16 protein-coding genes are annotated in these 17,333 nt (G+C 36.9%); 15 read left to right on the top strand and 1 reads right to left on the bottom strand.

The features are described 5' to 3' along the window. Nucleotides 1-22 precede the first annotated feature (22 nt). The 15 genes from QSJ81_RS14690 (at nt 23) to QSJ81_RS14620 (ending at nt 16,205) form a co-directional block, all read left to right on the top strand. The gene (locus QSJ81_RS14690) at nt 23-793 is read left to right on the top strand and encodes a ParA family protein (RefSeq protein WP_352230894.1); all 771 of its coding nucleotides are present in this window, start codon (nt 23-25) and stop codon (nt 791-793) included. Continuing rightward, complete coding sequence (locus QSJ81_RS14685) at nt 783-1,694, top strand: ParB/RepB/Spo0J family partition protein (RefSeq protein WP_285718116.1); 912 nt, start codon at nt 783-785, stop codon at nt 1,692-1,694. The genes QSJ81_RS14690 and QSJ81_RS14685 overlap by 11 nt, the downstream gene beginning before the upstream one ends. Nucleotides 1,695-1,915: 221 nt before the next feature. After that, entirely contained in the window at nt 1,916-3,139 is a 1,224-nt protein-coding gene (gene hydF / locus QSJ81_RS14680; protein ID WP_285718115.1) for a [FeFe] hydrogenase H-cluster maturation GTPase HydF, read from the top strand. Between the two features lie 180 nt (nt 3,140-3,319). Further along, nucleotides 3,320-4,000, top strand: a complete 681-nt coding sequence (locus tag QSJ81_RS14675) for a DUF554 domain-containing protein (RefSeq protein ID WP_285718114.1) — start codon at nt 3,320-3,322, stop codon at nt 3,998-4,000. Nucleotides 4,001-4,035: 35 nt separating this feature from the next. After that, nucleotides 4,036-4,542 carry a DUF4446 family protein gene (locus QSJ81_RS14670; RefSeq protein WP_285718113.1) on the top strand — a complete coding sequence of 169 codons (507 nt, stop codon included), beginning with the start codon at nt 4,036-4,038 and terminating at the stop codon, nt 4,540-4,542. Between the two features lie 90 nt (nt 4,543-4,632). Further along, the gene (locus QSJ81_RS14665) at nt 4,633-5,559 is read left to right on the top strand and encodes a M23 family metallopeptidase (RefSeq protein WP_285718112.1); all 927 of its coding nucleotides are present in this window, start codon (nt 4,633-4,635) and stop codon (nt 5,557-5,559) included. Between the two features lie 62 nt (nt 5,560-5,621). Further along, entirely contained in the window at nt 5,622-6,011 is a 390-nt protein-coding gene (locus tag QSJ81_RS14660; protein WP_285718111.1) for a bactofilin family protein, read from the top strand. A 337-nt stretch (nt 6,012-6,348) separates the two neighbouring features. After that, nucleotides 6,349-9,231: a sigma 54-interacting transcriptional regulator gene (locus tag QSJ81_RS14655; protein WP_285718110.1), complete on the top strand. Its 2,883-nt coding sequence runs from the start codon at nt 6,349-6,351 to the stop codon at nt 9,229-9,231. Between the two features lie 44 nt (nt 9,232-9,275). Further along, a complete protein-coding gene (locus QSJ81_RS14650; protein WP_285718109.1) occupies nt 9,276-9,725 on the top strand; it encodes a PTS sugar transporter subunit IIA in 450 nt (149 codons plus the stop codon). A gap of 40 nt (nt 9,726-9,765) precedes the next feature. After that, nucleotides 9,766-10,080 carry a PTS sugar transporter subunit IIB gene (locus QSJ81_RS14645; protein WP_285718108.1) on the top strand — a complete coding sequence of 105 codons (315 nt, stop codon included), beginning with the start codon at nt 9,766-9,768 and terminating at the stop codon, nt 10,078-10,080. A 26-nt stretch (nt 10,081-10,106) separates the two neighbouring features. Further along, nucleotides 10,107-11,531, top strand: coding sequence for a PTS galactitol transporter subunit IIC (locus tag QSJ81_RS14640; protein WP_285718107.1), 1,425 nt, complete (start codon nt 10,107-10,109; stop codon nt 11,529-11,531). Nucleotides 11,532-11,706: 175 nt separating this feature from the next. Continuing rightward, entirely contained in the window at nt 11,707-13,062 is a 1,356-nt protein-coding gene (locus tag QSJ81_RS14635) for a sn-glycerol-1-phosphate dehydrogenase (protein WP_285718106.1), read from the top strand. 58 nt (nt 13,063-13,120) lie between these two features. Next, entirely contained in the window at nt 13,121-13,819 is a 699-nt protein-coding gene (locus tag QSJ81_RS14630) for an L-ribulose-5-phosphate 4-epimerase (protein WP_285718105.1), read from the top strand. Between the two features lie 69 nt (nt 13,820-13,888). Next, on the top strand, nt 13,889-15,892 hold the full coding sequence (gene tkt, locus QSJ81_RS14625; protein WP_285718104.1) for a transketolase: 2,004 nt from the start codon (nt 13,889-13,891) through the stop codon (nt 15,890-15,892). A gap of 76 nt (nt 15,893-15,968) precedes the next feature. Then, nucleotides 15,969-16,205: a YkuS family protein gene (locus QSJ81_RS14620; RefSeq protein WP_285718103.1), complete on the top strand. Its 237-nt coding sequence runs from the start codon at nt 15,969-15,971 to the stop codon at nt 16,203-16,205. A 144-nt stretch (nt 16,206-16,349) separates the two neighbouring features. Here QSJ81_RS14620 and yyaC read toward each other — a convergent pair whose 3' ends face one another. Next, complete coding sequence (gene yyaC / locus QSJ81_RS14615) at nt 16,350-16,928, bottom strand: spore protease YyaC (protein WP_285718102.1); 579 nt, start codon at nt 16,926-16,928, stop codon at nt 16,350-16,352. Nucleotides 16,929-17,333: the final 405 nt, after the last annotated feature.

Raw genomic sequence — 17,333 nt, 5'->3', positions numbered from 1 at the left:
AAAATATAAATGAGAATATGGGGTGAACTATTTGGTAAAGGTAATTGCAATTGCCAACCAAAAAGGAGGCGTTGGGAAAACAACAACTTCTGTAAATTTGAGTGCATGTTTAGCAGACTTAGGTAAAAAAGTTCTATTAGTTGATCTTGATCCACAAGGAAATTCTACTAGCGGCTTTGGTTTTGATAAAACAAAAATTAAACAATCTATTTATGATGTCTTAGTAAATGATACTCCAATAGAAGGCGTTATTTTACAAACAAAAATTGAAAATCTAAAATTATTACCCGCTACAATTCAATTGGCAGGGGCGGAAATAGAATTAGTTTCCATTATGTCACGAGAAACAAAACTAAAAAGGGTATTGGATAAAATCAAATATAATTATGATTATATTATTATCGATTGTCCACCATCCCTTGGATTATTAACAATAAACTCTTTAACAGCGGCTAATTCAGTATTAGTACCAATTCAGTGTGAATTTTATGCACTAGAAGGATTATCCCAATTAATGAACACCATAACGTTAGTACAGAAAAACTTGAATCCTGCATTATCCTTAGAAGGTGTAGTTCTGACCATGTTTGATGCTCGGACGAATTTATCCATTCAAGTTGTAGATGAAGTTAAAAGTCATTTTCGTCACAAGGTATATCAAACAATTATTCCTCGTAATGTTCGCCTTAGTGAGGCTCCAAGTCATGGACAACCGATAACTCGATATGATCCTAAATCTAAAGGTGCTGAAGTATACACTGATTTGGCGAAAGAGGTGATTGATGATGAGTAATAACTCACAGAGAGGATTAGGGCGTGGTCTCGATGCGCTATTTTCTGGCTCTAATTCTGTAGAGGAAAAGCCTCTTGTCAGTAATATTTCTATCAATCAGATTATTCCTAATAAGTTTCAACCCCGCAGGGTATTTGACGAGGAGGCACTCGCTGAGCTTGTGTCTTCTATAAAGCAATATGGAGTATTACAGCCCATTGTAGTACGAAAAAGTAATAATTCTTATGAATTAGTGGCTGGAGAAAGACGTTGGCGGGCATCTCAACAAGCAGGTCTGCAGGAAGTCCCTGCTATTATAAAAGAATATACTGATGGTGAAATGACTGAGATTGCCTTAATTGAAAATATACAAAGGGAAGATTTAAATGCGATAGAAGAAGCGTTAGCCTACCGCCGTTTAATGGATGATTTTAATTTAACACAAGAGGAAGTTGCGAGGAGAATTGGACGTAGTCGTTCTGTAATTGCTAATATGGTGCGATTATTAAATTTACACCCAATAGTTCAAGATTATGTTTCACGTGGAACATTATCTATGGGACAAGCGAGACCTTTATTAGGTTTAGAAACATTAGACTTACAATTGGAAGCAGCTGAAATCATCATTGATGATGATTTATCAGCTCGCGATGCAGAAGAACTAGTAAAACGTTTGACAGAAAAACCTAAGCAAGCTAAACAGCAAACAAAAACAGTGGAAGATAAAGATTTTTTTGTATCAGAAGCAGAAGATCGGCTAAAAATGATCTTAGGTACAAAAGTAAAAATTAAGCCAGGTAAGTTGAAAAGTAAAATTGAGATTGAATTTTATTCTACTGAAGACTTAGATCGAATTATCGAAACATTAAGTGGGGATGAAACCCCTGTATCAAATAAGCCTCGCGGCACATTTGCTGTATAAAAAGTAAAAGTGTCAAATTATGTTTCACGTGAAACATAATTTGACACTTTTTGTAAAGTTACATTGTAAGCTTTTGGGATGATATGTCAGATTGTAAATAGGAGATGTGCTAATTCATTTGCAAGAGTTCCTTTATTTATTGCCTTGTAATTTCCTATTTGCAATAGATAGGTATCAAATTTAGTATTACCTCATTATTAACTTGAAGAAGGAGAATAAGTATGGAAGAAACGCCAAAAGCATCCCGTTTACATATTGCAATTCTAGGACGTCGTAATGCAGGGAAATCTAGTTTAATCAATGCTCTAACGAATCAAAAGGTAGCCTTAGTTTCTGATATTCCAGGAACGACAACGGATCCAGTATATAAAGCGATGGAAATTTTACCGATTGGTCCTGTTATGATAATCGATACGGCTGGTGTTGATGATGCGGGCCATCTCGGCACACTTCGTGTTGAACGTACAATGCAAGTTCTGAACAAAGCTGATTTGGTAATCATCGTTTTGGAAGCTGAGACAGGAGTTACTCAGTATGAAAAGGCATTAATTGAAGGTATTAAAGTAAAAAGGATTCCTATTATTGGAGCGATTAATAAAAGCGATATCATGGAGTTATCCCAAGAAAAGATAAAAAGCTGGAGTGAAGATTTCAATATACCCCTTCTACCGATTAGTGTAAAAAACAAGAAGGGGATCGAGGCGCTTAAACAACTTATCGTTACCTATGCACCGAGCGATTGGCAAGGGCCCCCCGTGATTGGTGATTTAATTAAAAAAGGTGATACAGTTATTTTGGTTACCCCAATTGATTCAGCTGCTCCAAAAGGAAGGTTGATTTTACCACAAGTACAAACGATAAGAGATATTCTTGATCATGATGGTTTGACGATCGTTGTGAAAGAAACTGAATTAAAACAGGCCTTTGCAAACTTGCGGCAGCCACCTCAACTAGTAGTCACAGATTCACAGGCTTTTGCAAGTGTTGCAGCCGATACCCCTCCAGAAGTTATGCTGACATCCTTTTCTATCTTATTTGCTAGACATAAAGGAGATTTGGAAGTTTTAGTATCTGGAGTCAAGAGTATTGACCGTTTAAAACCAGGAGATAAAGTACTAATTGCCGAAGCTTGTACACACCACCGCCAGAAAGATGATATTGGAACAGTTAAAATACCTAGGTGGCTGCAGGAAAAAGTGGGAGGTAAATTAGAGTTTGAATGGGTTGCAGGCAGTCATTTCCCCGAGGATTTGAGTAAATATAGTTTGATTATCCATTGTGGAGCGTGCATGTTAAATCGCCGGGATATGTTACATCGTCTCGCAGAAGTATCTGATAAAGAAGTACCGGTTGTTAACTATGGAATATTAATCGCTCATATTCATGGAGTTTTGAAACAGGCATTAGAACCATTCCCCCATATTCAAAGAATATTGGGTGAATAAAAAGCAATCATATGGTAAAATGTATTGTCACTTAGTAGTAGTGAAATTGGTAGAATTACATAAATGAGAATATGGCGCAAAGGGACGTTTAGGACTATCTTCAGCCTTGCGTACCTTTGCGTTCTTCGTACTTTTAAGGAAAGCATAAATAGAATATTATGGGGGAAAGGGGGGGAACAAGTGAAAGGAACCTTAGTGAATGCAGCAGCAGTTCTCGGCGGCTCGCTAATAGGTTTATTATTAAAACAAAAGCTTTCAACCAAATACCAGCAAACGGTAATGCATGGATTAGCTTTAGCTGTCGGATTAATTGGTTTACAAATGGCATTTAAAACACAAAATATACTAATAGTAATATTAAGCGTAGTAATTGGTGGGTTAATTGGTGAGTTTATTGCAATTGATAACTGGCTAACACGTCTCGGCGATTGGCTAAATTTGCAGGTAGGTAGCAAATTTGGTCGTGTGGGCGAGGGCTTCATCACTGGAAGCCTTGTATTTTGTGTGGGAGCAATGGCGATCGTTGGTTCCATACAAGATGGATTAACAGGTGATGCGAGTACTTTATATGCAAAGTCTATGTTAGATGCTGTTGCATCTGCTGTGTTTGCAGCCGGAATGGGGATTGGAGTAGCTTTGTCCAGTATTTCTGTTTTAGTTTATCAAGGTTTGATTACTTTATTGGCTAGTAGTCTTAGTGGTATAATAGCTGATGGAATGATTATGGAAATGACAGCGGTTGGCGGTTTACTTATTATGGGAATTAGTTTACTCATGTTAGAAATAAAAACAATAAAAGTAGCTAATTTACTCCCGGCAATTCCAGTAGCCGCAGTACTTGCGTCTCTATGGCCGACATAAAAAATTAAGTGTAAGTTGAAAGGTATGATGTAAAAATGGATTATGTAGCACAACTGTCTAGCCTGGTAATGAATAATTTACAATATGTGTTATTAGGAATGACAATTATGATACTACTAGCATTGGTAGTATTTGTCAGTATTAATATGAAATTAGCTAAGATGAATAAGCGATACCGGACAATGATGCAGGGGATGGATGGCCAAAATTTAGAGACACTTCTACTTTCACACATTGAAGATGTAAAGCAAGTTGTTCACAAAGTGGATGATTTATCAGTAGTGTGTAGACGTTTAGAAGGCATCTCTAAGGAATGTATTCAGAAGGTAGCATTAGTTAGATTTAATGCCTTTGAAGACGTGGGGAGTGATCTAAGTTTTGCAATCGCTATTTTGGACTCACATAACAATGGTATAGTTATTTCGAGTATTTATGGTCGTAATGAATTTCGTACTTATGCAAAACCAGTTGTTTCAGGAGACTCATCTTATCTCTTAACAGAAGAAGAAAAACAAGCGTTAACACAGGCTATGAAAAAATAACTTAAATGTAGCAGGATATTTTACATTTAGGGCGAATAATAGATGTGTTTCAATATATAGAAAAAATTTCCAACGAGGGGAGGAAACTTTTTGATAAAAAAAGAAAATAAACCAGATAGAAGAGAATACACTCTAATGGTTGTACCTCACCAAGGGCAGGCGGTTCGTAAAATCCGGATACCAATTTTAGCCGTAAAGGGAGCCATATGTTTAATATGTTTGCTTGCTATAGTTATAGCAGGGAGTTTTATTAACTTTCGTCATAGCGCCACTATCGCTAGTGCTGAAAAGGCTGAATTAGAAAATCTGCGAAAGAGCAATGGAGATCAGGTTACGGAGATCGAAAAATTGGCAAAAGAAACGGCCAAATTACAATCAGATATGGAGCGGCTAAATTCCCTAGATGCAGAAATAAGGCGTATTGTTAATAATGAAGATACGACAAATACATCTCGGGCTGGCTTGGTGCGTCCTTCTGCCACTTACAGTGGACAAGGTGGACCTCGAGTACAATCCGATATTGATAATATTAAAGTAGTAGTAAATGATTTGCAGGCAGCAGTTACAATACGTGAGCAAAGTTTAGTTGAATTAAAGCAAGAATTGTTGGCAAAACAAGCTAGGCTTGCAGCGACTCCCTCTATTTGGCCAACAAGTGGCGATGTTACATCTCGTTTTGGCTGGCGCAGCTCACCATGGGGCGGTGGTGGTGATTATCACCCAGGCATTGATATAGCCAATAGTGTAGGAACCCCCATTGTTGCCACGGCAGACGGTGAGGTCGTACAGAGTGAATGGTATGGTGGGTACGGTAATATGGTACAAATCAATCATGGAAATGGTATTGCCACTATTTATGGACATAATTCTCAATTACTCGTACATACTGGTCAAGTCGTAAAGAAAGGACAAGTCATTGCATATCTTGGTAACACAGGAGCAAGCACGGGACCGCACTGTCATTATGAAATTAGGGTAAATGGTACTGCTGTTAATCCTGCAAGTTTCCTAAATTAATCAAGTTGAGTAGATAACTAGAAACAGTAGATAAAGCTGACAACAATACAGGAGCGTGCAATATGTTTAGTAGTAATAAAAAAACGACTTACGTAGGTGAGGTTGAGACTATTATTGGTAAGGATACCATAATGAAGGGAAATATTAGCGGTAAGGGTACCATCCGGATTGACGGACAATTTGAAGGCGATATCAATACAACTGGTAATATAGTGATCGGAGAAAATGCAAAAGTTACTGCCCAATGTAAAGCTGTTAATGCTACGATTGCTGGTACTATTTATGGTAATGTAGATATTACTGAAAAATTAGAGTTACTTCCTAGTGCGCAAATTATTGGAGATATCAAAGCAGGTATCTTAGGTATTAGTGAAGGTGCTGTTTTTAAAGGGGCATGTGAGATGCGTCATCCTAGCGAAGAAATTGTCACAAAGAAAAATTCAGCAAAATAATAAAAATCATTGCCTCGGCATTAGAAATAATGAACGAGGCATTATTTTTTTTGTATATAAAAACGCTGAATAGAAGATATAGCGGAAATTGTCAGCATTTAAATAAGTAGAAAGGATATAAGCTAGGCGTAAACTGGCTTATATCCTTTCTACTTATTTAAGATGTTAAAAATGATAAGTTTGTAGTTGAGTACTGTTAGGAAAATGTACAAAATATTCATGAAATGGTAAAATCTGATAGATGGTAGCAGGTTTACTGGCTTTTAAGGCAAATATAAATTATTTTTTTGTATGGCATGGTAATTGCGTAGTATAGAAGCAGAAGAGGGGTTTTGTAATGGATTTAAAAGAAAAGATGTTAGGGATTATAAGAACTGAAAACATAAAAGATCCGTTTACAGATGTAAGATTAGCAAAAATGTTATCGACTACAAGAGAGCAAATTACAATTTTACGTAAAGAGTTAGGAATTGGCAACTCAAGAGAACGGCGCAAACCATATTTAAAGAAAACAATAGAAACCATAGTCAAAGGAAATAGTAAGCTGAATATTACTGAAATCACCAAGAAATTAATGGAATCAGGTTTTGATATATCTAGGCATGTAGTGGAAGAATTTTTTAGTGAATCTAGTATAGATAACATACCCGATGAAGAAGAAATAGTCGTGCTGCAAGATCCCTTTGCCAACTTAGTAGGTCATAATGGTAGTCTAGAAAACAATGTGATCCAATCAAAATCTGCAATCTTATACCCTCCTTTTGGCCTGGCAACCCTTATTATTGGTGAAAGCGGCGTTGGGAAGACACAGTTCGCTGAATGTATGTACAATTTTGCGAAGCAGAAGAAAGTTATAGGGGAAACAATACCATTTATCGTTTTTAACTGTGCAGATTACAGTGATAATCCTCAGCTGCTATTGTCTTTATTATATGGTTATAAAAAAGGTGCTTTTACTGGTGCTGATAGCGATACAGAAGGAATAGTGGAACATGCGAATAATGGCATTCTTTTTTTAGATGAAATTCATAGGTTACCGCCAAAGGGGCAAGAAATTCTTTTTTCTATCTTAGATAGAGGACAGTTTAGAAGATTAGGTGAGACAAAAGATGAAAGAAAAGTAAAAATTATGTTTATCGGCGCAACTACGGAGAATATAGAGTCCAATTTACTATTAAGTTTTAGAAGACGTATACCAATGATTATTTCGATCCCTTCTTTACATGAGAGAGCTTTTGTTGAAAAGGTTGAGATTATATATGACTTTTTTCAAAAAGAATGCAACCGGATTAATGTGAAAATTTTTGTAGAGTCTAAAGTGATAGAAATACTAACTCTAAAAAGGTTTAACGGTAATATTGGTCAACTAAAAAGTACAATACAAGTCGTTTGTGCTAGGGCCTTCATGAAAAATATAGGGAAAGATAGTGAAATTATTAGTATCGGATATGAAGATATTTTAGAAACCAATAGTATTCAGCGAGATTTTATCTTGGAAGACATTAACATTATAGAGATTAGAAATTACATTCAGGATATGTTATTTATACCTTTTATTAAGAATAGTGCTAATTTTATTAAAGATATTCAAAATAACGAATGCTCGGTGCCGGAAGATTTCTATCGGCAGATTGAAAAAAAATATTATGACTTAATTAAGCTAAATATAAATTTCTCGGAAGTAGAGGAAATTTTATGGACTTTTATTAGTAATAAGTTCAGTAATCTTGAATCAAGTCTTACTGCTAAGAATAAATACTTTTCCTTAACGGAATTAGTAAATATAGCAGATAAAGATATTATTGTTTTAGTAAAGAAAGTAAGGCTGCAATTAATAAAAGAGCATCTGTACAATGAAATTAACGAAAATATATTTATTTACTTAGCCATTCATTTAGATGAAACAGTCAAAAGAATACGTTTAAAACAGCCCATTATAAATATTAACCTATCTAAAATAAAAAAAGACTTCGCGAAAGAGTATAACATAGCACATCAAGTTGGTAACTGGCTGAAAGAATTAAAAGATGTGGAGCTACCAGAAGATGAAATTGGCTTTATTGCAATGTATATTAAGGCCGCTGTTCAAAATAAGACACCGAAGAACCGAGTAGGAGTGGTTGTAGTCTCCCATGGGAAAATTGCTACTGAAATTATTAATGTAGTAAGGGAATTACTTAACGTGACTTTCCCCATAGCCATTGACATGCCTTTAGATGAAAGCCCAGCTATGATTTATGAAAAGATCATTGGCATCTCTAAGATTGTAGATGAAGGTAGAGGCATATTATTTTTGGTAGATATGGGCTCACTTGTTAACGCTGGTAAAATTGTTACGGAAAAATTACAAATACAAACCCAGACTCTTGATCGAGTAGATTTACTTACTGTGATAGAAGCGGTACGCAAAGCCTCTATCCCGGAAAATAACTTGAATGAAATATATGCAAGCTTAGTAAAAAGTCGCTACAATTATCCCTTATTAAGCATAGAGGAAACTAGTAAACCAATCGCGATTGTTGCCTTATGCCTTACAGGTGAAGGAACGGCTTATCATATTAGACAAGCTATTGAAAAAAAATACCCAAATGTTACTGTATTTCAGGTAGGAGTGATGGACGATCATTTACGGGATAAAATACAAGAAATTCAAGAAAAATTTAAAATATTGACGATTATCGGAACCATTAATCCTGAAATTGAAGGAGTTAACTTTATCGTTTATGATCCTTATTTACTTAGTAGCGGCATAAGAGAATTTGACCTAATTCTAAATAGTGAAAAAGGAAAGGATTTAGCAAACTTTTCAAAGGAGGATCTATTTGTTTTTGAATCCTCAATTACTGCTCAAAAAGAATTAATTGAGGTTATGTGTCTACTCCTAATCAATAAAGGGTATGTAAAAAAAGAGTTTTTGCAGTCAGTTTTAAAAAGAGAAGAAATGTCTCCTACCTTTATGAAAGGGGGCATGGCAATTCCTCATGGGGAATCTAACATAGTTAATAAATCAGCCATTGTGGTGGCTAAGTTAAAACAACCAATGGCTTGGGGTGGTGGTAAAGCAAAGATTGTTTGTTTACCAGCATTTAAAATTAATGATAAGAAAATTGTTAAAGGTTTGTTAAAACCGTTCTTAAATTTAGATTTTGTAGAAGGGTTGAAAGATCTAACAGACATAAATCAATTTAGAGAAATTCTTTTCGCTAAAATGAAAGAGTGATCAAGATATAGTCCAGTTAACTAACATAAGGAGTGGTTGTATATATGTTGGATTTAGATTTAGTAGTATTAAATATGGAAGCAAACTCATCAAAAGATATTATAGAAAAACTAGGGGACTTAATGTTAACCAAAGGGTATGTAAAAGATAGCTATGTCCAAGCGGTGTTAGAAAGGGAAAAAAATCTTCCCACAGGACTTTCAATTGGTGATTTTTGCGTAGCAATTCCACATACTGACTCAGGTCATGTAATTCAATCGAATATTGCCATTGCAACGCTAAAGGATGCTTCTATCTTTCATTCTATGATAAATCCAGATGAAGAATTAAGTGTAGAATTGGTTTTTTTATTAGCAGTTAAAGATCCAAATCTGCAGATCCAGCTACTAAAAAATCTCATGTCGGTATTTCAAAATAAAGAGTTGTTAGTGAAATTGAGAAATGTTACATCCAAAGAAGAGGCATCTGGGTTATTAAGTTGTCTTGATCAGTAACAGGACAATGCAATAAATTAAATTGGAAAGGAGTAATGCAATGAGAAAGTTTAACGTTCTGTCAGTATGTGGATCAGGTACAGTCACTTCGTCGATGATCGCCGAAAAATTGAAGGAAGCGATGGAAGAAAGGGGGATTAGAATTACGGCAACGGAGGCAAAACCAACAGAAGCGCTTAATTTAGCGGAAGGAGGTAGGTTTGATTTTATCACCCACACCAGTCCACTGCCCTCTGCGGACTATGGTATTCCAACGATAAATGCTGTTGGTTTTCTTACTGGATTCGGTGAAGATGAGTTTTTGGAAGAAATCATGGGTGTGATTAAAATGCTAGAAAAGGATAACAGGAATTAACATAAATAAGTTTAGGGGGAATATCTATGTTTTTACAAGCATTAAAAGAGATCTTTCAGACTTTCGGTTCGCCTGTTTTTGTTCCAGTTATCATTTTTGTTATTGCTAAAATTTTAAAAGTAAATACTAAGAAAGCGTTTTTTTCAGCATTATATGCGGGGGTTGGGTTAGAAGGGTTTACGCTGCTCTTAAATGCTTTCACACCAATTATCACACCTGTAGTAAAAAGTATGGTTGAGAATACGGGAATACAACTGCCTGTATTCGATGTAGGCTGGCAGGCGACTGCATTGGTGGCTTATTCTACAGAGGCTGGTATGGTTTTCTTAGGCGTTGGCTTATTGGTCCAAACAGTGCTATTTTTAGCTAAATGGACAGATGTTTTTCAACCGGGTGACTTATGGAATAACTACTCCTATATGGTATGGGGTTCTATGGTTTACCTTGCAACCCAAAATATGTTGTTATCTTTAGGATGTATGATCTTATTAAACATGTACAGTTTGTTAATTGCAGAAATACTGGCTAAAAGATGGTCAACTTACTATAACTATCCCAATTGCACTATCATTGCTATGCATAATATCGAAGTAGCCATTTTTACGGTACTCTTTGATCCCCTACTAAATTCCCTTGGTTTAAATAAAATTAAATTGAGTCCTGAGCAGTTGCAAAAGAAACTGGGATTCTTCGGTGAACCTGTATCCTTAGGTTTATTACTTGGTATCTTTATTGGCATTATGGGGAATTTCAAAAGTTTAAATACCTTGCCAGCTTGGGGGCAAGTCATGACGATGGGTATTGCTACTAGTGCTATTATGGCAATTTTCCCAAGAGTGGCAGGTCTATTTGCGCAAGCTTTCTTACCAATAACAGAAGCTGCGAGAAAAGCAGTTAAGAAAGATAGTAAAGCACGTCAATGGTATCTTGGGGTAAATGATGCAACTGGCTATGGCGAGCCTGCAACATTAATTTCAGGAATTATACTTATCCCCGTTATGGTTTTCCTGGCAATTGTACTACCTGGAAACCAAGTATTACCGGTAGTTGATTTGCTAGCATTACCTTTCATGGTGCAAGGGATTGTTCCACTAGTAAATGGCAATATATTTAAAGTACTCATTACTGGTGCTATTTGGTTTAGTGCAGGATTATATATGTGTACATATACGGCACCTATGTTTACCGAAATTTGTGCTTCAGTGGGAGTTCATTTACCAGTTGGTGCATTGTTAATTACCAGTTTCAATATTTTAGGTAAGCCTCTTATGGGATTGGTATTCTTGGCCTTCCTCAGCCAGTCTCCAATACTAATTGCTATTGCAGTAGGGGTATATCTCATGGCATATCTCACCTTTAGAAAGAACAAAGAATCTATCTATAATTATTTAGATCAAAATGCCTTGAAAAATGTAATGGATAGTACGGAAGAATCTAATATCAGTGCATAGCTTAAAGAAACCTTACAAAAATAAAGTAATGTTATATTCGATCAGTCCAAACCTAACGTAATAAAGGAAATGAGCGTTGCAAGGAAAAAATTCTTGCAACGGCCTTTTTTTACGACAATCTTATGATACAATCAAAGAAAAACAGGAATAATTAGGAAATATGAGGTGGATTTATATGAATGAATTATTGCTAAAATCTCCAGAAGAGATGGCAGGTTTACAGTTTTCCTGTTCTTGCGGAAAAAACCATAGTATTGATATTAAAGGAGTTCGTATTGGTAGTAATATTCTTTCTGATATAAGCGATTCTCTTAAGGATTTTGAAAAGGGTACATTATTATTTATTGCAGATCGCAATACCTATGAAGCAGGGGGAAGAGAGGTAGAATCGATTCTTAGCCAAGATTTTAAGCTAGAAAAAGTGATTTTTTCTAATCCTCATCTACATCCCGATGAAGAGGCTTTGGGACAATTGCAAGGTGCGGTGAATTCCACTATTAAGGCTATTGTAGTAGTCGGCTCGGGAACACTGAATGATCTTGCGCGATATTTGAGTCATGAAACAAAGATTCCTTATATAGTGGTGTGTACTGCACCGTCTATGGACGGTTATGCTTCCATGGTTTCGCCACTAATTACGAAAGGGGTTAAAGTTACTTATGATGCCGTATATCCTTATTCTATCATTGCAGATTTGTCGATTATGAAAGAAGCACCTTTCAATATGCTTCATGCCGGACTTGGCGACATTGTAGGTAAATATAGCGCTCTTGCAGATTGGAAAATAGCTAATATTCTTCATGGTGAATATTATTGTGAAATTACAGCCCAGTTAGTAGAAAAAGCAGTTCAGCAATGTGTTGACAGTGCTTCTGGAATTATGGCAAGAAATCCAGAGTCCATTCGCAGTATCATTGAAGGTTTAATTCTATCGGGCATGTGTATTGGTATGACAGGGAGCTCTAGACCCGCTTCGGGGGAGGAGCACTTACTATCTCATACGTGGGAAATGCTAGGTTTGATTCGTAAACAGGAAACACACTTACATGGTAATCAAGTTGGAATTGGAACGGAGATTATACTTCATATTTACCAGCATTTACTAACGTTAGATATTGATAAAGTATATGCTGATGGTAAGTTTAGGTCCTTTACAAGAGAAAAATGGGAGCAGAATATAAAAAATCTATTTGGCAATGTAGCATCACAAATCATCCAAAAGAAAGCTCCTTATATTAATTTTACTGCAGCCAAGCGAGAAAAAGCTGCTCAGCATATTGTGAAAAAATGGGATGAGCTGAAAACAAATGTGTTTTTAACAATGCCAACGCCCATTTCCTATTGTAAAATGATGGAACAAGCAGGTTCTAAGCTGACTCCCCTTGACCTTAAGCTTGATAGGGAGTCATTTCGGTTAAGTTTACTTACAGCCAAAGAAATTCGACAAAGATTCGGTGTAATGCAGATACTGGAGGACTTGGGGATCTTAGAAGAAACTGTTGAAAGAATCACGGATTTCTATTATTCATAAGAAAAATAAAGAAAACACGCAAGGAATATGATAACATTTACAAAAGGAGTTGCTAACTTTGTTAGAAGAACTTAAACTAAAGGTATGGGAAGCGAATTTGGAACTCCAAAAAAAAGGGCTAGTTTTATACACATGGGGTAATGCTAGTGGTATTGATCGAGAAACAAGTTTAGTTGTTATTAAACCGAGTGGTGTAGAATATGACAAGCTGGAGCCGAAGGATATGGTAGTGGTAGACTTATCAGGTAAACAGGTAGAAGGAACGTTCCGTCCTTCATCAGATACTCCAACTCATTTAGTGTTATACAATAAGTTTCCTAGTGTTGGCGGGATTGTCCACACTCACTCTACCTTTGCTACGATTTGGGCCCAAGCAGGTAGACCGATTCCTGCATTTGGCACGACTCACGCAGATTATTTTTACGGCGAAGTTCCTTGTACGCGGAAGTTAACGGCAGAAGAAATCGAAGATAACTATGAAGTAGAGACGGGTAACGTCATTGTTGAAACTTTTAAAGACAAGATCCCTCTGCATGTTCCAGGTGTCTTAGTATCGAATCACGGTCCTTTTTCCTGGGGTAAGGATGCTCATGAAGCCGTGTATCATGCTGTAGTATTAGAGGAGCTTGCCAAAATGGCCCTTTATACCTGCTCATTAAATCAAGGCGCTAAACCGATTGATCAGGTATTAGTAGATAAGCACTTTCTCAGAAAGCATGGAAAAAATGCTTATTACGGGCAAGGTCAGGAAAAATAGAAAACTTCTTTAAATTGGTGTGTAAAAGGTCAAATGTAAATATAAGCTAAAGGGGGACTGAAAATTATCATGGAAAGCAAAGTAATAGATCAGCTGGCGATAAATACACTTCGTACCTTAGCAATTGATGGAATTGAGAAAGCCAATTCTGGCCACCCTGGAATGCCCATGGGGGCAGCACCTATGGCCTATCAATTATGGACAAAACATCTAACCCATAATCCGGTTAATCCTAAATGGTTTAATCGAGACCGTTTTGTTTTGTCTGCGGGACATGGTTCCATGTTGTTATATAGCTTATTACATTTATCTGGTTACGACCTTTCTATTAATGATTTAAAAGGTTTCCGCCAATGGATGAGTAAAACACCTGGTCATCCTGAGTATGGCCACACCCCAGGAGTCGATGCGACCACTGGTCCCTTAGGACAAGGAATAGGAATGGCTGTGGGGATGGCTATGGGCGAGCGTCACATGGCGGCTATCTACAATAAAGAAAATTATGAAGTTGTAAATCATTATACATACAGTATGTGCGGTGATGGAGATTTGATGGAGGGTGTATCTGCTGAGGCGGCATCTCTTGCAGGTCATCTTAAACTTGGCAAACTAATTGTTTTATATGATTCAAATGATATTTCCCTAGATGGAAAACTGAGTCTATCCTTCTCTGAAGATGTGAAGAAACGGTTTACGGCTTATGGCTGGCAAGTTATTTTAGTAGAAGATGGTAATGATTTAGTTGCAATTGATGAGGCATTAACGAAGGCAAAAGCCGATACAAATAGACCGACCTTAATTGAAGTCAAAACAGTAATTGGTTTCGGTGCGCCAAATAAAGGCGGATCTTCTGCTTCTCATGGGTCACCTCTAGGAAAAGCAGAAGTTCAGTTGACAAAAGAGTTTTACCAATGGTCCTACAAAGAGGAATTTTATGTTCCTGATTCTGTTTACAAACATTTCGAAAAACAAGTGAAGCAAAGAGGCGAAGGGTTAGAACATGAGTGGAATGCTTCTTTAGCAAACTATGCCAAAAAATATCCAGAACTCGCTGAGCAACTTCGTCAGTCCATAATGGGCAGTCTTCCAAATAAATGGGATGAAAAACTGCCAAGTTACGAAGAAGGAACTAAGATAGCGTCGCGTTCTTCCTCCGGTGAAGTAATAAATATACTGTCAAAGAGTATTCCCGCATTTTTTGGCGGATCGGCAGATCTGGCGAGTTCCAATAAGACGATGATAAAAAATGGGGGAAATTTCTTAGCAGAAGATTATAGTGGACGTAATATCTGGTTTGGTGTGCGGGAATTTGCCATGGGAGCGGCTCTAAATGGCATGGCTTTACATGGTGGGCTGAAGGTATACGGAGCAACATTCTTTATTTTCTCGGACTACCTGCGGCCAGCGATTCGCTTGGCGGCTTTGATGAAACTTCCTGTGACCTATGTATTCACTCATGATAGTATTGCCGTTGGTGAAGACGGTCCCACTCATGAGCCTATTGAGCAGCTAGCGTCTTTTAGGGCGTTACCCAATATCAATGTAATTCGTCCAGCAGATGGCAATGAGACAGTAGCAGCATGGAAGGTAGCTGTTACTTCAACGGCTACGCCCACGGTGCTGGTTCTATCTCGCCAAGATCTCCCAACCATTGATAGTACCAATAAAATCGCAGAACAGGGTGTGGCACAAGGGGCGTATATTATCTCAGCAGGAGATAAACCAGAGGCATTGCTGTTAGCATCCGGTTCAGAAGTACAATTAGCTGTCAAAGCGCAAAAGCTGCTAGCAGCAGAAAATATTTCAGTATCAGTTATTAGTTTTCCCTCATGGAACTTATTTGAAAAACAATCTGATGAATACAAGAAAACGGTACTTTCACCACATGTAAAAGTTCGTCTAGCCATTGAGATGGGATCTTCCTTAGGATGGGAGCGCTATGTTGGCGATGATGGAAGTGTACTTGCTATTGACCGCTTTGGCGCTTCGGGGCCGGAAGAAACTTTACTTAGGGAATACGGTTTTACAGTGGAAAACGTAGTTAATAAGATAAAAGAACTATTGAAAAAGTAAAAAAATTGTTTTAAACTGCCAATCACCAGTATAATCTTCCATTATTTTGGTAACCCTATAGCCGGAGGTGGATGATATGCAAGGTATTATTGCAGTGGAAAAAACGTTATCCAGATTGGCTGATATACTTGAAACGAAAGGCTATGAGGTAGTTGACTTAAGTGAAAGTGATTTGGTTGGTGTGGATGCAATTGTTGTAGGCGGAACGGATATTAACTTATTAAATATCCAAGATACGGCCACGGATGTACCTGTTATTAATGCGACAGGAAAAACTTTCAACGAAATTATTGAAGAATTAGGTAGGATGTAATAGAAAAGCCGAAGCTCTTTAGAGCTTCGGCTTTTCTTTTTATACGGAATCAGAAAGTATAACACTTTCTTGATTCCAAGTAAGAACGACTAAGGCTTCTGCCTGCATCCGAGGACTTGGCACAAGCCAAGTCTTTTCTTATCTTTATGGTTTTGTATAGGTCCGTAGCCCATAAGAAATAGCATGGGCAATGGTATCTGCCATTTTCATAACCAAATTTAAACGAGTACTCTGCAGCACTAGATGTTCCATAAAACCACTTACATTTACTATCCCTGTAATATAGGCATCTCCCACAGACGGAAGATCTTTATGTACCGCGGCCCCTGGTTTTAATGGACCTCTGCCAAGTGAAACGCATCCAACACTTTCTGTACGGCCGAGACAAGCGTCAACAGCAATAATAAAAGGTTGAGAAATATTTTTTTGTATGGACTTTACCGTATCGTTTAAGTTGGTGGCATGGATTGGTTCATCAAGTGTACCATAAATATGAGGGTAAGAGTTAAACGAGCGTAGCTTTGTTCCCGTAAGGGGACCGAGGGAGTCTCCAGTAGAGCGATCTGTACCAATGCATAACACAACTAATGAACCATTCGTTGTAGTGGCTTCTTGCATAATACTGCGTAAATGGATGGCAATATCATACATGGCAGTTGGTTGGCTGATGTTAAGCTTAAATTCAGAACTTAGCTTAGGGAATTTCAAAAGATTATTTAACATATAAAATCTCCTATTTAGCAGTGTGGGACTTAACGGAAATACTGGGGAATATAGGAATATTATATGGTGATCTATAATATTTTATGCAAAGTAAAAAGAGTTACTATCCTTTGTTTGGAGTGTATTTGGGAAGAAAATATTTTGTATACTGCAAAACAATGCAATACAAGGTTCATATGATATTAATGATTACTTATAAATTTTAGGCTGGATTACAGTAAGAACAAAAGGTGAATAATGATTTACATTACTGCTTACTAAAAAACATCAACAGAATTTGTGAATAAATATACATAATATATATTTATCAAGTATTATAGTATAGGTATAAATACAGAAGTTTTCAGAATAATATTTTAGTTCATATGTATAACATGTGTATAATGTATTATTTTCTATACATAT

This window comes from Pelosinus sp. IPA-1 (genome assembly GCF_030269905.1).
Lineage (GTDB): Bacteria > Bacillota > Negativicutes > DSM-13327 > DSM-13327 > Pelosinus.
The sequence above is the reverse complement of the archived record's forward strand: the minus strand, read 5'-3'. Positions and strand labels throughout refer to the sequence as shown.